Raw genomic sequence first — 21345 nt, 5'->3', positions numbered from 1 at the left:
ATTGTTCCAACCCAACCGGGGGGCTTAACCGTTTCAGTTCGCAGGCGAACCTTCCCCGAAACCGGACGTCCGAGCTAGGGCACTGTTGCTTACCGTTCGCCACGAGGTTGTCGTTTGAAAGCCGCCATCGTCAAAAAATACCGCCTGATCATCAAGACCATGGGCTACGTCGGCTGGTCGCTGTTCTGGCTGTTGCTGTGGGACATCGCCGTCACCGTCGATTTCATGCTGTTTCTCAACGCCAAGGTCAACCTGCCGCTGATGCCCCTCACCCTGCTGGGTTCGGCGCTGATCGTGCTGATCAGCTTTCGCAACAGCAGCGCCTACAACCGCTGGTGGGAAGCGCGCACGCTGTGGGGCGCCATGGTCAACAACTCGCGCAGCTTTGCGCGCCAGGTGCTGACCCTGCTGGACGACCCCGGCAGCGAAGTGAACCCGGTCAAATCCACCCTGCTGCGTCGCCATGTGGCCTATGTAAACTGCCTGGCCGCCCACCTCAAGGGTGAGCCGTGCCCGGACGAGGTGCGCGCGTTTATCCCCACCGAGGAGTTCGCACGCAATGGCGCCACCAACAACTTTGCCAACGATATCCTCACTGGTTCTGCGGCGTTGCTGGCCAGGGAATACAAGGCCGGGCACCTGGACAGCATCCGCCTGGCGCGGCTGGAGTCGACGCTGGTGGACCTGTCCAACGCCCAGGGCGGCATGGAGCGCATCGCCAACACGCCCCTGCCCTACCCTTACGTGTATTTCCCACGGCTGTTTATCTCGCTGTTCTGCCTGATCGTGCCAGTGGGCTTGGTGGAATCTCTGGGCTGGTTTACCCCGCTGGCCTCGACGGTGGTGGGTTTTATGCTGCTGGCCATCGAACGCATCGGCACCGACTTGCAGAGCCCGTTCCGCTCCAGCGAACACCAGATCCAGATGGAAGCTATCTGCGAAACCATCGAAAAGAACCTGCAGTCGATGCGCCGCGACGCCCTGGCCGACGACCAAATCGGCTGATCACCCGCCTCGCCCTCAAGTGCGTGCCCCTTCGGTCGATAAACCAAGGGTACGCATGGGCAATCTTCCCTCATAACAACACATGCGGCATTCAGCACTCGCGTTTCTCCTTGCCAAAACTATAAATACCCGCAGGTGAAGTTATGAATATCAAGCAGAAGTTGACCTGGGCGTTCGCGGCTATCGCGTGCCTCCCGGTCATCCTGGTGGCCGTGTTGGTAGTGCTGAATCTGCGCGAGGGGGCCCTGGCCAATTTCCTCGACAGCAGCGGTCGCGAAATACGCCAGATCGACAATGGCATGAAGCAGTTTTTCGACGGCATCAGCCAGAACGTCGACTTCGTGGCCAAGGACCCGCGCGTTGTCGCGGCCAAGGACCTCAAGAGCTATGCAGGGGCCGATGCGGCGCAAATCCCCCTGACCCAGACCAACAAAGAGCTGCTGGCGATTTTCGACCAGTTCGCCAAAAGCCATCCGAGCACCGCTTACCTGTCCCTGGGCTTGAGCGACGGCGGCTACGCCAGTTGGCCGGACGACACCAAACTCAACAACTACGACCCCCGCGTGCGCCCTTGGTACAAGGCCGCCATCGCCGCGCCAGGTGCCACCGTGCGCACTGGCGCTTACTACTGGGCACCGGACGATGTGGTGCTGATCGGCACCGTGCACACCGTCGCCGATGCCAGCGGCAACATCCTCGGCGTGATCGGGTTGGACGTGTCGCTCAAGCAGCTCACCGAGTTGGTGCGCAACATCAAGCTGGGCGACAGCGGTTACCTGATGCTTGTGGAAGGCAACGGCAACGTGCTGGTCGACCCCAGCGATGCCACGCACAACTTCAAGCCCCTGGCCGACCTGGGACCCAACTACGCCGAACTGGCCAAGCGCGGCGACGGCGTTACCCAGATCGACATCGACGGCGTGGCCTACATGGCCAACGTGGTCAGCTCCAAAGACTTGGGCTGGCGCTTTATCGGCCTGATCAAACGCGATGAAGTGATGGCCGGCGCCACCAGCCTCACTTGGCTGATCGCCGCCATCGCGGCGGCCCTGGCCGTGGTCTTCGCCATCGTCGGCGCCAGCTTCGCCAGTGTCATCGTGCGGCCGATCCGTGGCGTGGCCGACGGCCTGCAGGAAATCGCCGAAGGTGAAGGCGACCTCACACGCCAGCTCAAGGTGCAGGGCAAAGACGAAACCGCCAGCCTGGCAGGTTGGTTCAACCAGTTCCTGAGCATGATCGCGCAGTTGGTACAGCGCATCGGCAACGCATCATCCGATCTGCAAAGCGCCGCCGCCGACACCAGCGAGGTGGCCAACAACATGAACCAGGCCGCCGGTCGCCAGCGTGAAGCCGTGGAACTGGTAAGCACTGCGTTCAACGAAATGGTGGCCACCGCCAACGAAGTCGCCCGCTCGTGCAGCGCCGCCGCCTCGAGTGCCGACGCAGGCTACCGTGATGTCCACGACGGCCAGCAGCATATCGGCGAAGCCACCGGCAGCGTGCTCAAGCTCAGCGAAGACCTGCAGAAGTCGACCCAGACCATGCAGTTGCTGGAGCAGGACAGCCAGAACATCAACACCATCCTCGACACCATCCGCTCGATTGCCGAGCAGACCAACCTGCTGGCGCTCAACGCGGCGATTGAAGCCGCCCGCGCCGGTGATCAGGGCCGTGGCTTTGCCGTGGTCGCCGACGAAGTCCGCGCCCTGGCGCGCCGCACTGCCGACTCCACCGGTGAAATCGACAGCCTGCTCGGCAACCTCGCCCGCCGTACCCAGGAAGTCACGCAGCAGATGCAAGGCAGCCTGTTGGTATCGCAAACCAGCGTGGAACGCATCCAGCAGGCCCGCGACAGCTTCGATAAGATCCAAGGCTCGGTGGACTCGATCCGCGACCAGAACACCCAGATCGCCACCGCTGCCGAAGAACAGCATCAGGTGGCCGAGGAGATCAACCGGCACATCGCGCAGATCCATGCCGATGCGCAACTGGTCGAAGGTTTTGCCCATTCGGCACAGACCGGTTCAGGCCGCTTGACCGATATTTCCGGTCAGCTCAAGGGGTTGGTGGGTCGCTTTAAGTTCTAGCACAGCGTCAGCTTCAACCTCAGGCCCTCGACCTCCGCGTCGGGGGCCTTTGCATTTCTGGAGTCTTCACGCCCGCGTGACCTCAGCGCATCATCGCAGTCGCTGCAATAATCTATTACCGGGCCACAATGTACTAACTGGTTACTTATATTGCTAACATGGCGTCTTTGCCCTCTATCACTCGAGTCCTTTCGACATGAAACGAGCATCGCGCGCCGCTGGCGTCTCTAGATTCTTACTGCTGGGCCTGGGCGTTGTCATCGCCCTGCTCGGCCTTGCGCTGGCCGTCGGCGGCGCCAAACTGATCAGTCTTGGAGGTTCCTGGTACTTCCTGATCGGCGGCGTGGCCATGGCGGTTTCCGGCCTGCTGATTGCCCGACGCAAACCCGCCGGCGCCTGGCTGTTCGCCGCGTTCCTGATCGGCACGGCCATTTGGGCGGTGGCGGATGTGGGTCTAGTGTTCTGGCCGCTGTTCTCGCGGCTATTCATGTTTGCCGTGATTGGCCTGGTGGTGGCGATGGTGTACCCGCTGCTGGCGGGTAAACCGGCACGCGGTGCCTATGGGGTGGCCGCCGTATTGGCGGTGGGCGTGGCGGTGGCGGCAGGTAATATGTTTGTCGCCCACCCAAGCGTTGCCCCGACCGGCGCCGGCCCAGGGGTGACCCCGGTGGCCCCGGCCTACGCGCAGAAAGACTGGGCGCACTACGGTAATACCGAAGGCGGAAGCCGCTTCGCCGCCCTCGACCAGATCAACCGCGACACCGTGAACTCACTCAAAGTCGCCTGGACCTATCGCACCGGCGACGTGGCAATCAGCGACGGCAACGGTGCCGAAGACCAACTGACGCCCCTGCAGATTGGCAACAAAGTGTTCATCTGCACCCCGCACAACAACCTGATCGCCCTCGACGCCGACACCGGCAAAGAGCTGTGGAAAAACGAGGTCAACGCCAAGTCGGCGGTCTGGCAGCGTTGCCGGGGCATGGCGTACTTCGACGCGACCGCACCGATCGCCCAGCCGACCCGGCCGAACAGCTCGCCAATCATTGCCGCCAGCGTTGCGCCCGGTGCGCAATGCCAGCGTCGCTTGCTGACCAACACCATCGATGCGCGGCTGATTGCAGTCGATGCCGACACCGGCCAATTCTGCGAAGACTTCGGCACCCACGGCCAGGTGGATTTGAAAGCCGGCCTGGGCAATGTGCCGGACAGCTACTACCAGCTGTCCTCCGCGCCACTGATCGCCGGCACTACCGTGGTGGTGGGCGGCCGCGTCGCGGATAACGTGCAAACCGACATGCCGGGCGGCGTGATTCGTGGTTTTGACGTGATCAGCGGCAAAATGCGCTGGGCCTTTGACCCGGGCAACCCTGAAGACAAGCAGGCCCCGGCCGGTGACCGCACTTATGTGCGCAGCACGCCGAACAGCTGGGCGCCGATGTCCTACGATCCGCTGATGAACACGGTGTTCCTGCCGATGGGCAGCTCGTCCACCGACATCTACGGTGTGGAACGCACCGCACTCGACCACAAGTACGGCGCCTCGGTGCTGGCGCTGGACGCCTCCACCGGCGCCGAAAAATGGGTGTACCAGACCGTCCACAACGACCTGTGGGACTTCGATCTGCCGATGCAACCAAGCCTGATCGACTTCACCCCGCCGGGCAGCGACAGCGCCGTACCGGCAGTGGTGATCGGCACCAAGGCCGGGCAGATCTATGTGCTCGACCGTGCCACCGGCAAGCCGCTGACTGACGTCAAGGACGTCCCGGTCAAGGCCGCCAACATCCCCAACGAACCTTACTCACCCACCCAGCCAAAATCGGTGGGCATGCCACAGATCGGCGCGCAAACCTTGAGCGAGTCGGACATGTGGGGCGCCACGCCGTATGACCAGCTGCTATGCCGTATCGACTTCAAAGGTATGCGCTACGACGGCCTGTACACCGCGCCGGGCACCGATAAGTCCCTGAGCTTCCCCGGTTCCCTGGGTGGCATGAACTGGGGCAGCCTCTCCACCGACCCGGTGCACGGTTTTATCTTCGTCAACGACATGCGCCTGGGCCTGTGGATCCAGATGATCCCTTCGCAGAACAAGGCCCTGGCGGCGTCCGGTGGTGAGGCGCTGAACACCGGCATGGGCGCCGTACCGCTCAAGGGCACGCCGTATGCGGTGAACAAAAACCGCTTCCTGTCGGTAGCCGGCATCCCGTGCCAGGCGCCGCCGTTCGGCACCCTGACCGCCATCGACATGAAGACCCAAAAGATCGCCTGGCAAGTACCGGTCGGTACCGTCGAAGACACCGGCCCCCTGGGCATCCGCATGCACCTGCCGATCAAGATTGGCCTGCCTACGCTTGGCGGCACCCTGTCGACCCAGGGCGGCCTGATTTTCATCGCCGGCACCCAGGACTTCTACCTGCGCGCTTTCAACAGCGGCAACGGTGAAGAAATCTGGAAAGCCCGCCTGCCGGTCGGCAGCCAAGGTGGCCCGATGACCTACGTGTCGCCGAAAACCGGCAAACAATATGTAGTGGTCACCGCCGGCGGTGCCCGCCAATCCACCGACCGTGGCGACTACGTGATCGCCTACGCCCTGCCTTGACCTGGGTCGGCGCGATGCTTCGGCATCGCGCCGCCCTCACTCACACGCCACGCCCTGCTGATACTCCCTTGGCGTGCAGCCAAACTCGCGACGAAACACCGTGTGCAGGTACTGCGCCGACTTGAAGCCGCACTTGGCCGCAATCTCGGCAATCGCCAGGCCCCGGCTTTCCAGGCCCTTGGCTGCAGCGGCGAGTTTGAAGCGCAGAATCTCGTCGTGCACGCTGCAACCGCGTACCTTGCGAAAATGCGCTTCCAGGGATGAACGCGACACCCCGACATACGCCGCCACCTGCGCGGTCTTGATGCCCTGGCAGGCGTATTGGCGGATAAACAGCAGGGCCTGCATCACATACGGGTTGCCCAACGGCTGATGCAAGCTGGAAGCCTGCACATTGATGGCCTCTGGCGGCACCAGGATCTGCGTGCCCGCGCAAGGCTTGCCGTGCAGCATCTGATGCAACAGCGCGGCGGCGGTGCGGCCCATGGTTTCGGTGCCCTGGATCACCGAGCTGAGCGGCACGCGCGTGAGGGTGCGGGTCAGCGGATCGTTGTCGATGCCGATCAAAGCCACCTGCTCCGGCACCGCGATACCAGCAGTAAGGCAGGCCTGCAGCAACTGTCGGGCGCGGGCGTCGGTGACGGCGATGATGCCGATCGGTTTGGGCAGACTTTCCAGCCAGGCGATCTGCTGCTCCACCGCGCTGTCCCACATCGGCGCGCTGGTGCCCAGGCCGCGATAGATCTGCACCTGCAGGCCATCGCGCTGCATCAGGCGGCGAAAGGCTTTTTCGCGCTCCTGGGCCCAGCGATTGGCCTGGGCTTCGGGCAGGCTGAAACAGGCAAAACGCGTCAGCCCGGCCTCGATCAGGTGCTCGTAGGCCAGCTGCATCAACCCGTAATTGTCGGTCGCCACGTAGGGAATGCCCTTGGGATAGGCGCGCACATCGTCATAGGAGCCGCCCACCGCCACCACCGGCAAGTGGCTGCCGGCCAGCGCCTCACCGATCAACGGGTCGTCGAAGTCGGCAATGATGCCGTCGCCCTGCCAGCGCTCGATCCCCCGAAGGCGGCACAGAAAATCTTCCTCCAGAAACAAGTCCCACGAGGCGCGGGTACTGCTCAGGTAATTGCCGATACCGGCGATGATGCCGCGGTCGTAGATTTTGCTGCCGTTGAAGAGCAAGGCGATGCGGTGCACGGGCGGTAGGGTTTTCATTGTTTTTGTCCTGGGGCCGGTGGGTGCAGGTTAGCATGCAGGGCGTTGATTCTTGAGGAAAGCGGGCCTCGAGTGAGGCCCGCCCGAATTATCTGAACTCCAATAGCATTGCTATAACTATCATCCAAATAAAGGCGATAACCTTCACCGTCAAGTTGATGATCAAGCGACGTTTCAGGTGGGGTGGGAAGTTCTCAAGATCAAGCGGATCCAGTTCTCCGATTTGGACCGAAGCCCTTGGCCACGCGGTTGAGTAACTTCGTAAAGTTTCTCACCGATAGTTTCGCCAGCCTTTCCTCCGACAGTCGTGCCCGCCCATGCACCAGTTCCCACTCTGGCCGCGACACAGACAACACCTCCGAGACCTCCTGTAACTGCACCAATTCCCACGCAGACTGGGCCACTGGCAGAACCGGCTATCGCACCACCTAGCGTTCCAGCGAAGGTAGACCCAGTGAACTTTCCGCCTTCAGTAAACTTGATCTTCTCACAGGCCGCTCCCGGGTCATCGCTGCACACCTGCTCGATAGCCAACAACGAAGACACCCCACCAAGACCAATCCCAATATAACCGCCCGCTTTCATATATTTGGTAGCCCGACTCACCGCCCCCTTATCTGTTTGCAGTCTGCAATGGACTTACGGTCCGAGAACGTTCACACGTCACTGCACGGGGTCATGCAGCGCCGCGCCTGTTGTTTCGTCGTTCATTGGGCGGGAGAAAGTCCTCCACCAAGCGAGATGAGCGTTCTGATAGGCCCGCTGTTCTTTGAACCGCGCCAAAGCGCGCTCATTAAAGTTGGATAATTGCTGTTCGGTGAAGGGCGATTTATTTAATTGATTAAGAAACTCCGCGGATACGTCATTGGTATATCGCAACGGGAGCGATGCACTCATATCTCTTTCCTTAATTCAGGTTTAGTTGGCTGGCACACAAAACTCTGAGGAGGCATTTACTCACCGTAAAGTCAGATGTTTCCCTAAATCATGTACTCCTTGAGCCGTTCTGAGCGCGCCACTCAAAATCGCACCCTCCTTTGGTGATTTTCATAATCAGCCCCTCCAACGCCGTTGCTAGTATCCAGACACCGCCAAGAACAATAAGGAAAACGCCATGCCGTACTTCCCAGGTGTCGAGAAGGTTCGCTTCGAAGGCCCCGGCAGCGACGCCCCCCTCGCCTTTCGCCATTACGATGCCGACAAGCTGATCCTCGGCAAACCCATGCGCGAGCACCTGCGCATGGCGGTCTGTTACTGGCACACCTTCGTGTGGCCAGGGGCGGATGTGTTTGGTTCGGGCACCTTCAAGCGGCCCTGGCAGCGCAGCGGCGACCCTATGGAGCTGGCCATCGGCAAGGCAGACGCGGCCTTTGAGTTTTTTTCCAAGCTGGGCATCGACTACTACAGTTTTCACGACACCGACGTCGCCCCCGAAGGCAGCTCGCTCAAGGAGTACCGCAACCACTTTGCGCAGATGGTCGACCACCTGGAGCGCCATCAGGAACAGACCGGCATCAAGCTGTTGTGGGGCACCGCCAACTGCTTCAGCAACCCGCGCTTTGCCGCCGGCGCCGCGAGCAACCCGGACCCGGAGGTGTTTGCCTACGCCGCCGCCCAGGTGTTCAGCGCGATGAACGCCACCCTGCGACTCAAGGGTTCCAACTACGTGCTATGGGGCGGTCGCGAAGGGTATGAAACCCTGCTCAACACCGACCTCAAGCGCGAGCGCGAACAGCTTGGGCGCTTTATGCGCATGGTGGTGGAGCACAAGCACAAGATCGGCTTCAAGGGTGACCTGCTGATCGAACCCAAGCCCCAGGAGCCGACCAAGCACCAATACGATTACGACAGCGCCACGGTGTTCGGCTTCCTGCATGAGTACGGCCTGGAACACGAGATCAAGGTGAATATCGAGGCCAACCACGCCACCCTGGCCGGGCACAGTTTTCAGCATGAGATTGCCACCGCTGTGTCCCTGGGGATCTTCGGCAGCATTGACGCCAACCGCGGCGACCCGCAGAACGGCTGGGACACCGACCAGTTCCCCAACAGCGTCGAAGAGATGACCCTGGCCACCTATGAAATCCTCAAGGCTGGCGGCTTCAAGAATGGCGGCTATAACTTCGACTCCAAGGTGCGCCGCCAGAGCCTGGACGAGATCGACCTGTTCTACGGTCACGTCGCCGCCATGGACACCCTGGCCTTGGCCCTGGAACGCGCGGCAGCCATGGTACAAAACGACCAGTTGCAGCAATTCAAGGACCAGCGTTATGCCGGCTGGCAGCAGCCGCTGGGCAAGGCGGTGCTGGCGGGCGAGTTCAGCCTGGCGTCGCTGGCCGAGCACGCGTTTGCCCATGAGCTGAACCCGCAGGCCGTGAGTGGGCGGCAGGAGATGCTTGAAGGGGTGGTCAATCGGTTCATCTATCGGTGACATTTGCACGACAAAAACCATGCACAGAGCGTCGAGGGACGCTCTACAGTTCTACCCGCATCACGCTGTGTCTTTTCCAACAACAATAAAAGGACGCGCCACCATGAAGTCATTCAAACGTACCCTGCTCGCCACCACCCTGGCCCTGCTGACCCTGCCGGTCATGGCCGACCCCGCCCACCCGAAAATCGGCTTTTCCATCGACGACCTGCGTCTGGAGCGCTGGTCGCGCGACCGCGATTACTTCGTGGCGGCCGCTGAAAAACTCGACGCCAAGGTCTTCGTGCAATCGGCCGACGCCAATGAGCAAAAGCAGATCTCCCAGATCGAAAACCTGATCTCCCGCGGTGTCGATGTGATCGTGATCGTGCCGTTCAACGCCACGGTGCTGACCAACGCGGTGGCCGAAGCCAAGAAAGCCGGGATCAAGGTGGTGTCCTATGACCGGCTGATCCTCAATGCCGACATCGACGCCTACATCTCCTTCGATAACGAAAAAGTCGGCGAAATGCAGGCCAGTGGTGTGCTGCAAGCCGCGCCCAAGGGCAATTATTTCCTGCTCGGCGGCGCGCCCACCGACAACAATGCCAAGGTGCTGCGCGAAGGCCAGATGAAAGTGCTGCAACCGGCCATCGACAAGGGCGACATCAAGGTGGTCGGCCAGCAGTGGGTCAAGGAATGGAACCCTACCGAAGCGCTGAGCATCGTCGAAAACGCCCTGACCCGTAACAACAACAAGATCGACGCCATCGTCGCCTCCAACGACGCCACCGCCGGCGGTGCGATCCAGGCCCTGGCCGCGCAGAAACTGGCGGGCAAGGTGCCGATCTCCGGGCAAGACGCCGACCTGGCAGCCGTCAAGCGCGTGATCGACGGCACCCAGACCATGACCGTGTACAAGCCCCTCAAGCTGATCGCGACCGAAGCCGCCAAGCTGTCGGTACAGTTGGCGCGTAACGAAAAGCCCACCTACAGCTCGCAATACGACAACGGCAGCAAAAAAGTCGACACCATCCTGCTCACCCCGACGCCGCTGACCAAAGCCAACATCGACCTGTTGGAAAAGGACGGGTTTTATACCAAAGAGCAGATCGGCGGGCAGTGAGCGCCATGACCGCAGACTATCTGTTGCAAATGAACGGCATCGTCAAAACCTTTGGCGGTGTCAATGCGCTGAACGGCATCGATATCAAGGTGCGGCCGGGGGAATGCGTCGGCCTGTGCGGTGAAAACGGTGCCGGTAAATCCACCCTGATGAAGGTGCTGTCGGCGGTGTATCCGTACGGCACCTGGGAGGGCGAGATCCTCTGGGACGGGCAGCCGCTCAAGGCGCAGTCGATCAGCGAAACCGAGGCCGCTGGCATCGTTATCATCCACCAGGAACTGACCCTGGTGCCCGACCTGTCGGTGGCCGAAAACATCTTTATGGGCCACGAACTGACCCTGCCCGGTGGACGCATGAATTACCCGGCGATGATCCACCGTGCCGAAGCGCTGATGCGTGAACTCAAGGTGCCGGACATGAACGTCGCGTTGCCGGTGTCGCAGTACGGCGGGGGCTACCAGCAATTGGTGGAAATCGCCAAGGCCCTCAACAAACACGCGCGCCTGTTGATCCTCGACGAACCCTCCTCAGCCCTGACCCGCTCGGAAATCGAGGTGCTGCTGGACATCATCCGTGACCTCAAAGCCAAGGGCGTGGCCTGCGTGTACATCTCCCACAAGCTCGATGAAGTGGCGGCGGTGTGCGACACCATTGCGGTGATCCGCGACGGCAAGCACATCGCGACCACGGCCATGGCCGACATGGACATCCCCCGCATCATCACGCAAATGGTGGGCCGCGAGATGAGTAACCTCTACCCCACCGAACCCCATGCGGTGGGCGAGGTGATTTTCGAGGCGCGCAACGTCACCTGCTATGACGTCGACAACCCCCGGCGCAAGCGCGTCGACGATATTTCCTTTGTGCTCAAGCGCGGTGAGATCCTCGGTATTGCCGGGCTGGTGGGCGCCGGGCGCACGGAGCTGGTCTCGGCGCTGTTCGGAGCCTACCCCGGTCGCTACAGCGCCGAGGTGTGGCTGGACGGCCAAGTAATCGACACCCGCACGCCGCTCAAATCGATCCGCGCCGGGTTGTGCATGGTGCCCGAAGACCGCAAGCGCCAGGGCATCATCCCCGACCTGGGCGTCGGCCATAACATCACTCTGACCGTGCTGGAGAGCTATGCACACCTGAGCCGCATCGATGCAGAAGCCGAATTGGGCAGCATCGACCAGCAGATCGCGCGCATGCACCTGAAGACCTCCAGCCCGTTTTTACCGATCACCAGCCTGTCCGGCGGCAATCAGCAAAAGGCCGTGCTGGCGAAAATGCTCATGGCCAGGCCCAAGGTATTGATCCTCGACGAACCCACGCGCGGGGTGGACGTAGGCGCCAAGTACGAGATCTACAAACTGATGGGCGCGCTGGCGGCCGAGGGTGTGTCGATCATCATGGTGTCCTCGGAACTGGCCGAAGTGCTCGGCGTGTCCAACCGCGTGCTGGTGATCGGTGACGGCCAGTTGCGCGGCGACTTTATCAACGAGGGCCTCACCCAGGAACAGGTGCTCGCCGCCGCGCTCAGCCAAAACAATAACGATCGGAAGACCGCGTAGATGACTCAGCTCAAACAGCTGTTTACCCGCTACAAAATGCTCGCCCTGGTGATCGCCGTGGCGGTGATCTGGCTGTTTTTCAGCTGGCAAACCGAAGGCGGTTTTCTCACGCCGCGTAACCTGTCGAACCTGCTGCGGCAGATGTCGATCACCGGGATTCTGGCGTGCGGCATGGTGCTGGTGATCATCAGCGGCGAGATCGATTTGTCGGTCGGCTCGTTGCTGGGCTTACTGGGTGGCCTGGCGGCGATTCTGGATGTGGTCTATCACATCCCGCTGCTGGCCAACCTCAGCCTGGTGGCGCTGTGCGGGCTGATGATCGGCCTGGCCAACGGCTACATGACCGCCTATCTGCGCATTCCGTCGTTCATCGTCGGCCTGGGCGGCATGTTGGCGTTTCGCGGGATTCTGCTTGGGATCACCGGCGGCACGACCATTGCGCCGGTATCGCCGTCGCTGGTGTACGTGGGTCAGGGGTATTTGCCGCACACGGTGGGCGTCGGCCTGGGGCTGTTGCTGTTTGCGCTGACCCTGTTCCTCACCTGGAAACAGCGGCGCAACCGCGCCTTGCATGGCTTATCGGCGCACTCCCTGGTGCGCGACGTGATGCGCGTGGCAGTGATCGGCGCGGTGCTCGCCGGGTTCGTCACCACCCTCAACAGCTACGACGGCATCCCCGTGCCCGTGCTGCTGTTGCTGGTGCTGCTCGGCGTGTTCAGCTACGTCACCAGCCAGACCGTGTTCGGCCGCCGCGTGTACGCAGTGGGCAGCAACATGGAAGCCACGCGCTTGTCGGGTATCAACGTGCAGGCGGTAAAACTGTGGATCTTCGGCATCATGGGCGTGATGTGCGCCCTCGCCGGCCTGGTCAACACCGCGCGCCTGGCGGCCGGCTCACCGTCGGCTGGCAACATGGGCGAGCTGGATGCCATTGCCGCGTGCTTTATCGGCGGGACGTCGATGCGCGGCGGCTCGGGCACGGTGTATGGCGCGTTGCTGGGGGCGTTGGTGATCACCAGTCTGGACAACGGCATGTCAATGCTGGACGTGGACAGCTACTGGCAGATGATCGTGAAGGGCAGCATTCTGGTGCTGGCGGTGTGGGTGGATGTGAGTACGCGGGCGGGCCGGCGGTAAACCCCATTCTCACTTACACCACATAACCCTGTGGGAGGAGCTTGCTCCCCCCCACATTGACCGCGCTCCACTGTTGGTTAGTGGCATTTGGTCATGGTTTGTAAAGGGCCAGCAAGGCGCATCCCTTTTAATTGCAGGACGTTTCCTAGACAATCCCTGCCGCCTTGTGCCTCTTGGAATCGGTGGCGAGTCTGCGGTCCGTCACTGCCAATTCAGTGATCGGGTTTAGTCGCCCGGAATGTCACAAGGCGCATGGTCCATCAAGTTTTATGGTGGCTGTGCGCAGGGCACCTTCGGGTGCGCCGGATTCTCCTTGTGGCCGGTCGACTAACCTGCGTACAGCCGCCACCCATCGTTTAGTCGCGACGGGAGTCGGTACCTAATCACACAAGGAATTGCACCATGAATAAAGTCCTGCCAGATCCCCCGTTTGCCCACGCCAAAGACCGCGCCGCCTTCAACCGCGCCATCGACCATTACCTGCCTACCCAAGGTTTCCACTCGATCAACGAAGACCTGAGCTTCGAAGACGCCCTGCTCTACACCGCCAGTTTGCTGGACAGCGCGTCGGCGACTGCGCTTGATTGTGGGGAGCAACTGGAAAGCCCGGAACGGGCGAAGATTCTGGCGGTGTGGCATTTGCTGGAGATGGCCAAGAGCACGGCGGATCGCTCCATAGAGTGCATGAAGCCCTCGCCCTAAACGCGGTTAGAAATGTGTGAGGGGCCTTGCCCCTCCCACAGCTGATTGCATTCCAACGTTGGATCGAGGTGGCCAGGCTTATTCAAACGCCTGGCGATTCTCCGGCGTGATCAGCTTGAACGGCACCCACACCACCGTCGACTCCAGCGCTTCGCCACGCACCAGACGCAGCGCGGTGTCCACGGCGCCGCTGGCCTGGCCGGCGGCATCCTGGAACACGCTGACCGCCATCTTGCCCTCCGCCATCAATTTCAAACCGTCCGGTGTGCCGTCGATGCCGCCGACCCAATAGTCCTTGGCCTGCTTGCCGGCCTTTTCCAGCCCCATGATCGCGCCGATCGCCATCTCGTCGTTATTGGCGGCGATGATCGAAAAATCCACGCCCTGCTTGACCCAGTCAATGACAATCGTGGCGGCCTGGCTTCGCTCCCAGTTCCCGACCTTTTTCTGTACGACTTTCATATCCGGGTACTTGGCGACCACTTTTTCCACGTCCTCGGTGCGCATCAAAGAGGAAGCGTTAGCCGGGTCACCCACCAGAATCACCACGTTGCCTTTATAACCGGCACGCCGCGCCAGTTCTTCCATCTGCAACGTACCGGACTCCAGCTCATTGGAGCCGACAAACGCGGTCTGCGCCGGCCAGGTTTGCGGGTTCGGGTTACGGTTGACGAACACCAGCGGGATCTTGGCCTGCGAGGCCAGTTGTATCATTTGCGCCGCACTCTTGCCGTCCACCATCGCGACAATAATCGCGTCCACCTTGGAATTGACCAGGTTGCGGAACTGACGCATCTGCAAATCGACGCTGTCCTTGCCGTTTTCCATAAAAATGTCGGCGTTCATGACGCCGGCCTGCTGCTGCACGCCATTGCGCAGCAGGGTCTGGAAATTATCGTCGTACTTTGCCATCGCCACCCCCAGCAAGGGCGTGGCGGCCTGGGTGGGGCCCGGAACGAACAGCGTCGCCCCCAGCGCGAGCATTAACCATGCTTTCATGTTCTGACTCCTGCGGCTCAAACGCTGAAATGATGGAGCAGCTCACGCTGCACTTTGGCCATGTCTGACAGCGCCTGGCTGCTGACGGCGGACTGCTCGGCGCCGTTTGCCGTCAGTTGCGCCGAATCGTTGATCTGGATGACCATCCGACTGGTTTCCTGCACCGTGGCGCTTTGCTGTTCGGTGGCGGCGGCGATCTGGATATTCATGTCGCGGATACTGTCGACCGCGCCACTCATGGACAGCAACAGATCACCGGCGCCCGAGGCCAGCGACACACATTGGCTGGACTGCGCCTGGCTTTCGTTCATGACGTGCACCACCGAATGAATTTTTTCCTGCATGAGCCCGATCATGTCCTGGATTTCGCTGGTGGAGGCCTGGGTACGGCTGGCCAGGGAGCGCACTTCATCGGCCACGACGGCAAAGCCGCGTCCTTGCTCGCCGGCACGGGCCGCTTCGATCGCCGCATTCAGGGCCAGCAGGTTGGTCTGTTCGGCAATGGTGCGAATGGCGACCACAATGCCCTCGATGTTCTGTCCGTATTTCTGCAGCTCGTCGGTGACTTGCGTGGCTTTGTTCACCTGGTCGGCCTGCTGGCGGATATTGACGATGGTCTCGGCCACGCGCTCCTGCACCTTGTGCGTGAGCTCACTGGTATCGTCCACCGCCTGGCGCGTGTCCTGCGCGCGCCGCGCCACCTCTTCGACCGTGCTTTCCATCTGCGTCATGGCCGAGGCCGCCGATTGCAGGCGGTCCTTCTGCTCATCAACCACGCGGGTGGTCTGCTCGCTGTTCAAGGCGTTGCTCCCCGCGGTCACGGCAAGCGCATCGGCAGAGCTGATTAATTCACGGAAGGTTGTCTGCAGGGCCTTGGTCAATTCGTTCAGGTAACCGCCCAACTCCCCGAACTCATCTTTGCGGCTGACATCGAAACTGACCCGCATGTCCCCGGCGGTGAGCGTTTTGAGCACTTCGCGAAATGCCGCCAACGGACGTCGCAGGCTGAAGGCGACCCATGTGCCAATCGCCACCGCCGCCAGTACCGCCAGCACGCACGCGATCAACAGCAGGCTGCGGCTGGTGCCGATGGTGGCATTGGCCGAGTGACTGGCCTGGTTGGCGACCTCCAGGGACTGGCTGCCAAACTCGCCAATCCGCGCCAGGGTGGCTTTGAGCGTCGCGTCAACCGCATCGCGTTGTTGCTGCACCTGTGCGGCGAGCTTCGCCTCGGCCTGGTAGGCCTGGAACAGACCGTCAGGCGCGGTCAGGTCGGTGAGCAGGCGGTTGACCATAATGCCGGCGATCCGCCCGACCCTCGGGTCAATCTCCGTCAGGGCCTGGGCGCGCGTGCTGATCACTTCGTCCTGAAGGTTAAGCACACGCTGCAATTTATCAATGGCCGGCGTGACGGCATGGGCCGCGAAGCCATCGTAGGATTTGTTGACTTCCAACAGCAGTTTTTCGGCGGCGGCCACCTGCTGCGGCTCGCCGGCACTTCGGGCCTGCGCGACGTAATCACGCAAATAGCTGGTCAGTTGCATCGCCTGCGCGCTGCTGTAGCCTTGCAATTTGCGCGTCAGCACCACTTGCTGCACATGCTGCAAGTGAGAGGTCATCAACGCTTGCGCCTGTTCGGCGTAGGCCGCGACCTGTTGACGCTGCTGCGCCAGGTTCGCCCGCAGCGCGTCATGCTCGCCGGTGTAGGCAAGGGTGCTGTCGAGCAATTGATTGAACTGGGCGATGCTCTCGGTGAACGGGCGTTTACCGTCCTCGATCTGCTTGGGGTCGGTGCTGATCTGAATGGCCAGCAACGCCTGGTTGGCGCGCAGCAAGTGCACGTACAACTCACTGGCGGCCCGGCTCAAGGGCGCCGACTGACCGGTGATAATGGCCAGGCGACCGCTGATGGACTGGGTGTTCTGATAGCTGATCCCGGCCATGATCAGCAGCAACAGCACCAACACCGCAAATCCGCCGATCACACGCTGCAATATGGTCATGGCGACCCCTTTTGATTTTTATTCGTTGACCTGAGCGACGACCAGGCGTGCACGTCCGAGCTCGGGAGCGCTTGGGGTGCTAGTGCCTGTATCGGCTCGCGGGGCGGGGACTTGAGGGCGCGCAGCGCACTGCGTCAACGAACGCCTGCGCGTTGGAGATGGCCTCAAACGCGGCTGATAAAACGCGAAGGGGCTCTCCCCCGATAACGGCGGGTCAGTCGCTATTTACAGTGACTGACCCACCGCCATCGGGAGCAAGCCCCCTCCCACAGTGGGATCGGTTTACGCCGGATGAATCAGGCTGACAGTCACTGACTCAACACCACATCGCGCATCGCCGGGATGTAACCGTAGTCATAAGACTCCTGCACAAACGAGCGATCACCCTTCAATACAATCCTGACCGTGGGCGCTTCGGTACCGCCGATGCGGTAGTCATCACCCTGGGTGGGCACGCTGTCGATAAAGGACGTTACCAGGCCATTGGGCATCACGCAGTGCGAATAGGTCTGGAACGGCTGCGAAGGCGGATTGCCGAGTACCAGCCCGGAGGCGTTCATCGGGGTGTAAGGGCCAAACAGACGGTCGCCGACAAAACCGTAAACACCATCAGGGCCGGTCACCCTATCGGCGTAGGTGAATTTATGACTGATGGTGAACAGGTAATACTTGCCGTCCTGGAACACATAATGCGGCCGCTCGGTTTGATCGTTCACCCCCACGGCAGTGACCAGCGGCGGGAGGATTTCCCACTCGTCACCCTCAAGGTCCTTGGCGACGGCGATGCCGATGCAACCGACCTGATAGCGCGCACCGCCCACGTCTTCATGCCCCGGCGGCACCAGCCCCAGCTCATTCGGACCCACTTCGTGAGTGCCGCGCTCGCCGGCCACGTTGCCTTCAAACACCATGTACAACTTGCCATCCACCGGGTCGATGAACGGGCTGGGATCACGAAAATTCCAGGTCGCGTTCTGCGCTTCGGTTTGGTAATAGGTGCCGTCGGCTTCGAAAAGCGCCTTGACCTGGGTAAAGCCGTGCAGCTCGACACCGCTGTCGGACGTAACCACCTGGCCTCTGACCTTGGCGATCGTCGCACCCGGGGTGACGCAGGTGTAATACAGGTCGATGTCGCCGTTGTTATTGAGCAGGATCGGCGTGCCGGCCCATTCACGGGTGGTCGGTGAAACCCCTTCGGCCATGACCCGGCCGCCGAAGATCCAGTCCTTGCCGGTGCGCGAGTACCAGTAGCAGATGCGCGCATGGCCATGGCGATCTTCCCAATCGCGCTTGATGTCGTAACGGCCATCGGCATTGATGAACTGTGGATCGTGGGGGCGACGGTCAGCCGTGAGGGTGAAGATGACGGACCAGCCGTTGACCGAAACCACCGTGCCATCGAGCGTACGCAACGGCATGGTGTCCCAGATAAACAGTGTGTCGCTCATCACTGGAAAGTCAGCAGGCACCAAAGGCTGGGTCGTGGTCGGGTCGTTTTCATTCACTTTGAGCGCATCAGCGCGCGTCCAGCGAGTGGGGATAATCGTGGCGTGTTTCATAATTAAGTCCTTTTAATAATACCGGTGAGTCAATTCATTACCTGTACACAGTGGCTGGTGTGACTGACGTGACCCATCCTGGGTGACCGTCACTTAAACACTGTGTTTATATACAGTATTCGGCATTCGCTTTGCCGTCAACCCTCATGAAAAAAAGGCCCACGGCGGGCGGGGCTCTCCCCCTTCCACCGTGGGCCTTCTGCCGTCGTGCGTTATTTGGAGACCGGCATCGCAAACTCTGCGCCCTGCTCGATGCTCTCCGACCAGCGCTGCATGATCGACTTCTGCTTGGTGTAGAACCGCACACCCTCAGTGCCGTACGCGTGCATGTCGCCGAACAGGCTCTTCTTCCAGCCGCCAAACCCGTGCCAGGCCATCGGCACCGGGATCGGCACGTTGATGCCGACCATGCCCACCTGGATACGCCGGGCAAATTCACGGGCAATGTTGCCGTCGCGGGTGAAGCAACTGACGCCGTTGCCGAACTCATGCTCGTTGACCAGTTTTATCGCCTCGCCGAAGTCGTTCACCCGCACGCATGCCAGCACCGGGCCGAAGATTTCTTCGCGGTAGATGCTCATCTCTTGGGTCACGTGGTCGAACAACGTCGCGCCGAGCCAGAAGCCGTTCTCCAGGCCCGCTTCTGAAGGCACGTAGTCACGGCCATCGAGCAGCAGGTGCGCGCCGGCCTGCACGCCTTGTTCGATGTAGCCGCTGATGCGCTCCAGCGCGGCGCGGGACACAATCGGGCCCATTTCGGCTTTCAGATCGCGGCCGTCGGTGATGCGCAGGTGCTTGGCGCGTTCGGTCAACGCAGCGATGACTTTGTCACCCACGTCGCCCACCAGTACTGCCACCGAGATGGCCATGCAGCGCTCGCCGGCGCTGCCGTACGCGGCGCCCATCAGCGCGTCGACGGTCTTCTCGATATCCGCGTCGGGCATCACCACCATGTGGTTTTTTGCGCCGCCCAGGCCTTGCACGCGCTTGCCGTGACGGGCACCGGTTTCGTAGATGTATTGGGCAATCGGCGTCGAGCCGACAAAGCTCACGGCCTTGACGTCCGGGTGTTCGATCAGTGCGTCCACCGACTCCTTATCGCCCTGCACCACGTTGAACACGCCTTTGGGCAGGCCGGCTTCACGCAGCAGCTCGGCCATGAACAGCGAAGCGCTCGGGTCGGTGGGGCTTGGTTTGAGGATGAAGGTGTTGCCCGCCGCGATGGCGATCGGGTACATCCACATCGGCACCATCACCGGGAAGTTGAACGGGGTCACGCCGGCCACCACGCCCAGGGGCTGGCGCAGGGTCCAGTTGTCCATGCCACGGGAAACCTGGTCGGAGTGCTCGCCCTTGAGCAGGTTGGGAATGCCGCAGGCGAACTCGAGAATGTCGATGCCTCGGTCGACTTCGCCCTGGGCATCGGTGAATACCTTGCCGTGCTCGGCGACGATGATGCGCGCCAGGTCATCCTTGCGCTCGCGCAGCAGGTGCAGGTATTGGAACAGCACGCGGGCGCGGCGGATCGGCGGCGTGTCGGCCCAATCGGCGAACGCGGCCTGGGCGGCGGCGACGGCTTCGGCCACGGTCTGGCGGCTGGCCAGCGCGACGCGCGCGGTTTTTTCGCCGGTGGCCGGGTTGTAGACGTCCTGATAGCGATCATCGCGGGACACGCGCTGGTCGTTGATGTAGTGCTCGATTGTTGTCGTCATGGCAGTCGATCCAGGTGGGTAGCGTTGGGGCCCACGATAGGCTTTCGCTTTGTTCCAAACCAGAGCAGAATCCTGAACTTATTGTCCATAACAGCGAACAATCGGCACATGGAAAAATCTGAGATCGAAAGCCTGTGGACCCATATCCACTGGCTTTCAGTACTGGAAGAACACGGCACCTACACCGCCGCCGCCGCGCGCCTTGGGGTGAGCAAATCGGCGGTGAGCCAGCGTATCTCTGATCTGGAGAAGGCCACCGGCACGCAGTTGGTCACCCGCACCACGCGCAGTGTGCGGCTGACGGACGCCGGGCTGTCGTTGACCCGTGAAGTGCGCAGCGCCTACGCGCAGATCGCCCGCAGCTTCTCTTCGGTGCGTGATGCGGTCGGTGAGATTCGCGGGCTGGTGCGCCTGACCGCGCCGGTGGCGTTCGCCAGGCAGCAACTGGTGCCGCACCTGTCGGTGTTTTTGCAGCAGTACCCCCAGGTGCGGATCCAACTTGATGTGTCGGATGCCTTGAGTTCGCTGGCCGCCGAGGGCTATGACCTGGCGGTGCGCCACGGCTTCCAGGTGCCGGAAACACACGTGGCCTGGAAGCTGTGCGACACCGGCTCAGTGCTGGTGGCCACCCGCGATTACCTGCAACGCCACGGCGAACCCCGCGAACCGGCGGACCTGTCGGCGCACAACTGCCTGTTCTACCCACGGGGCACCGATCAACCTGCCTGGACCTTCGAGCGCGGCGGCAAACAGGTAGAGCGCCTCACCGTGCCCATCGCCGGCAGCTTCGCCACCAACAACAGCGAAGCCCTGCGCGACGCGGCGCTCAACCACTTGGGCATCGCCCTGCTCCCGGACTTCAGCGCCCATGCCGCGCTGGCCAGCGGCACGCTGGTGCAGGTGCTCAAGGGCTGGACGCTCAAGGGCGCGTTTGCCGATGAGATCTACCTGATCCGGCCGTATTCGCCCCATGTGCCGAAGTCGGTGAGTGTGTTGGTGGGGTATTTGAAGGACGCGCTGTCGGGAGGTTTCAGGTTCACCGGATGACTGGCGTACCCCGCTCTTTATAAAAGCACCTTGCAGAACGCCAAACGCCAACTACGCTCCCAGCACCTGGCAGGCAGGCACTTTGCCAGCAACGCAGGGTCTGGCTGACCCGCAGGCGTTACCACCGTCACTCGATGTTGCTGATCAAAGGACACGCGGCCGTCCGGCTGCGGGCAGTATTT

General features: G+C 61.6%; 15 protein-coding genes. 9 read left to right on the top strand and 6 right to left on the bottom strand.

Features of this window, described 5'->3' with window-relative positions; translation table 11 throughout:
* The first annotated feature begins 114 nt into the window (after positions 1–114).
* The 3 genes from KZX66_RS17105 (at position 115) to KZX66_RS17095 (ending at position 5697) form a co-directional block, all read left to right on the top strand.
* Positions 115–1005, top strand: coding sequence for a bestrophin family ion channel (locus KZX66_RS17105; protein ID WP_248081532.1), 891 nt, complete (start codon positions 115–117; stop codon positions 1003–1005).
* Positions 1006–1148: 143 nt separating this feature from the next.
* Positions 1149–3092: a methyl-accepting chemotaxis protein gene (locus KZX66_RS17100; RefSeq protein ID WP_248081530.1), complete on the top strand. Its 1944-nt coding sequence runs from the start codon at positions 1149–1151 to the stop codon at positions 3090–3092.
* Between the two features lie 196 nt (positions 3093–3288).
* Entirely contained in the window at positions 3289–5697 is a 2409-nt protein-coding gene (locus KZX66_RS17095; RefSeq protein WP_248081528.1) for a glucose/quinate/shikimate family membrane-bound PQQ-dependent dehydrogenase, read from the top strand.
* A gap of 36 nt (positions 5698–5733) precedes the next feature.
* On the opposite strand, the gene KZX66_RS17090 is transcribed toward KZX66_RS17095, so the two are convergent.
* Together KZX66_RS17090 and KZX66_RS17085 are read right to left on the bottom strand one after the other, a co-directional pair.
* Entirely contained in the window at positions 5734–6915 is a 1182-nt protein-coding gene (locus KZX66_RS17090; RefSeq protein ID WP_248081526.1) for a XylR family transcriptional regulator, read from the bottom strand.
* 663 nt (positions 6916–7578) lie between these two features.
* Entirely contained in the window at positions 7579–7812 is a 234-nt protein-coding gene (locus tag KZX66_RS17085) for a hypothetical protein (RefSeq protein ID WP_248081524.1), read from the bottom strand.
* A 217-nt stretch (positions 7813–8029) separates the two neighbouring features.
* Between KZX66_RS17085 and xylA the strand changes: the two genes are divergently transcribed.
* The 5 genes from xylA to KZX66_RS17060 all read left to right on the top strand — a co-directional run bounded on the left by xylA (position 8030) and on the right by KZX66_RS17060 (position 13843).
* Positions 8030–9346, top strand: coding sequence for a xylose isomerase (gene xylA, locus KZX66_RS17080; RefSeq protein WP_248081522.1), 1317 nt, complete (start codon positions 8030–8032; stop codon positions 9344–9346).
* 103 nt (positions 9347–9449) lie between these two features.
* Entirely contained in the window at positions 9450–10451 is a 1002-nt protein-coding gene (gene xylF, locus KZX66_RS17075; RefSeq protein ID WP_248081520.1) for a D-xylose ABC transporter substrate-binding protein, read from the top strand.
* A gap of 5 nt (positions 10452–10456) precedes the next feature.
* Positions 10457–12004 carry a D-xylose ABC transporter ATP-binding protein gene (gene xylG, locus KZX66_RS17070; RefSeq protein ID WP_248081518.1) on the top strand — a complete coding sequence of 516 codons (1548 nt, stop codon included), beginning with the start codon at positions 10457–10459 and terminating at the stop codon, positions 12002–12004.
* The gene (locus KZX66_RS17065; RefSeq protein ID WP_248081517.1) at positions 12005–13141 is read left to right on the top strand and encodes a sugar ABC transporter permease; all 1137 of its coding nucleotides are present in this window, start codon (positions 12005–12007) and stop codon (positions 13139–13141) included. It begins immediately after the preceding gene.
* Between the two features lie 402 nt (positions 13142–13543).
* Complete coding sequence (locus KZX66_RS17060) at positions 13544–13843, top strand: hypothetical protein (protein ID WP_248081515.1); 300 nt, start codon at positions 13544–13546, stop codon at positions 13841–13843.
* Between the two features lie 78 nt (positions 13844–13921).
* On the opposite strand, the gene KZX66_RS17055 is transcribed toward KZX66_RS17060, so the two are convergent.
* The 4 genes from KZX66_RS17055 to KZX66_RS17040 all read right to left on the bottom strand — a co-directional run bounded on the left by KZX66_RS17055 (position 13922) and on the right by KZX66_RS17040 (position 20116).
* A complete protein-coding gene (locus KZX66_RS17055) occupies positions 13922–14842 on the bottom strand; it encodes a substrate-binding domain-containing protein (protein WP_248081513.1) in 921 nt (306 codons plus the stop codon).
* A 17-nt stretch (positions 14843–14859) separates the two neighbouring features.
* Positions 14860–16845, bottom strand: coding sequence for a methyl-accepting chemotaxis protein (locus tag KZX66_RS17050; protein ID WP_248081511.1), 1986 nt, complete (start codon positions 16843–16845; stop codon positions 14860–14862).
* A gap of 308 nt (positions 16846–17153) precedes the next feature.
* Complete coding sequence (locus KZX66_RS17045) at positions 17154–18404, bottom strand: glycoside hydrolase family 68 protein (RefSeq protein WP_248081509.1); 1251 nt, start codon at positions 18402–18404, stop codon at positions 17154–17156.
* A gap of 212 nt (positions 18405–18616) precedes the next feature.
* Positions 18617–20116: a CoA-acylating methylmalonate-semialdehyde dehydrogenase gene (locus tag KZX66_RS17040; RefSeq protein ID WP_248081507.1), complete on the bottom strand. Its 1500-nt coding sequence runs from the start codon at positions 20114–20116 to the stop codon at positions 18617–18619.
* Between the two features lie 108 nt (positions 20117–20224).
* Here KZX66_RS17040 and KZX66_RS17035 point away from each other — a divergent pair, with 108 nt between their 5' ends.
* Positions 20225–21163, top strand: coding sequence for a LysR family transcriptional regulator (locus tag KZX66_RS17035; RefSeq protein WP_248081505.1), 939 nt, complete (start codon positions 20225–20227; stop codon positions 21161–21163).
* The last annotated feature ends 182 nt before the right edge of the window (positions 21164–21345 follow it).

Origin of the sequence: Pseudomonas sp. EYE_354, assembly GCF_023148575.1 — a bacterium.
Taxonomy (GTDB): domain Bacteria; phylum Pseudomonadota; class Gammaproteobacteria; order Pseudomonadales; family Pseudomonadaceae; genus Aquipseudomonas.
Note: the sequence above shows the minus strand (reverse complement) of the source record. Positions and strands in the feature narration are given on the sequence as shown.

Bases quoted from the DNA above. Each gene is read 5' to 3' on its own strand.
- KZX66_RS17100 (WP_248081530.1), top strand. From the start codon at position 1,149: ATGAATATCAAGCAGAAGTTGACCTGGGCGTTCGCGGCTATCGCGTGC.
- KZX66_RS17095 (WP_248081528.1), top strand. From the start codon at position 3,289: ATGAAACGAGCATCGCGCGCCGCTGGCGTCTCTAGATTCTTACTGCTG.
- KZX66_RS17090 (WP_248081526.1), bottom strand. From the start codon at position 6,915: ATGAAAACCCTACCGCCCGTGCACCGCATCGCCTTGCTCTTCAACGGC.
- KZX66_RS17085 (WP_248081524.1), bottom strand. From the start codon at position 7,812: ATGAGTGCATCGCTCCCGTTGCGATATACCAATGACGTATCCGCGGAG.
- xylA (WP_248081522.1), top strand. From the start codon at position 8,030: ATGCCGTACTTCCCAGGTGTCGAGAAGGTTCGCTTCGAAGGCCCCGGC.
- xylF (WP_248081520.1), top strand. From the start codon at position 9,450: ATGAAGTCATTCAAACGTACCCTGCTCGCCACCACCCTGGCCCTGCTG.
- xylG (WP_248081518.1), top strand. From the start codon at position 10,457: ATGACCGCAGACTATCTGTTGCAAATGAACGGCATCGTCAAAACCTTT.
- KZX66_RS17065 (WP_248081517.1), top strand. From the start codon at position 12,005: ATGACTCAGCTCAAACAGCTGTTTACCCGCTACAAAATGCTCGCCCTG.
- KZX66_RS17060 (WP_248081515.1), top strand. From the start codon at position 13,544: ATGAATAAAGTCCTGCCAGATCCCCCGTTTGCCCACGCCAAAGACCGC.
- KZX66_RS17055 (WP_248081513.1), bottom strand. From the start codon at position 14,842: ATGAAAGCATGGTTAATGCTCGCGCTGGGGGCGACGCTGTTCGTTCCG.
- KZX66_RS17050 (WP_248081511.1), bottom strand. From the start codon at position 16,845: ATGACCATATTGCAGCGTGTGATCGGCGGATTTGCGGTGTTGGTGCTG.
- KZX66_RS17045 (WP_248081509.1), bottom strand. From the start codon at position 18,404: ATGAAACACGCCACGATTATCCCCACTCGCTGGACGCGCGCTGATGCG.
- KZX66_RS17040 (WP_248081507.1), bottom strand. From the start codon at position 20,116: ATGACGACAACAATCGAGCACTACATCAACGACCAGCGCGTGTCCCGC.
- KZX66_RS17035 (WP_248081505.1), top strand. From the start codon at position 20,225: ATGGAAAAATCTGAGATCGAAAGCCTGTGGACCCATATCCACTGGCTT.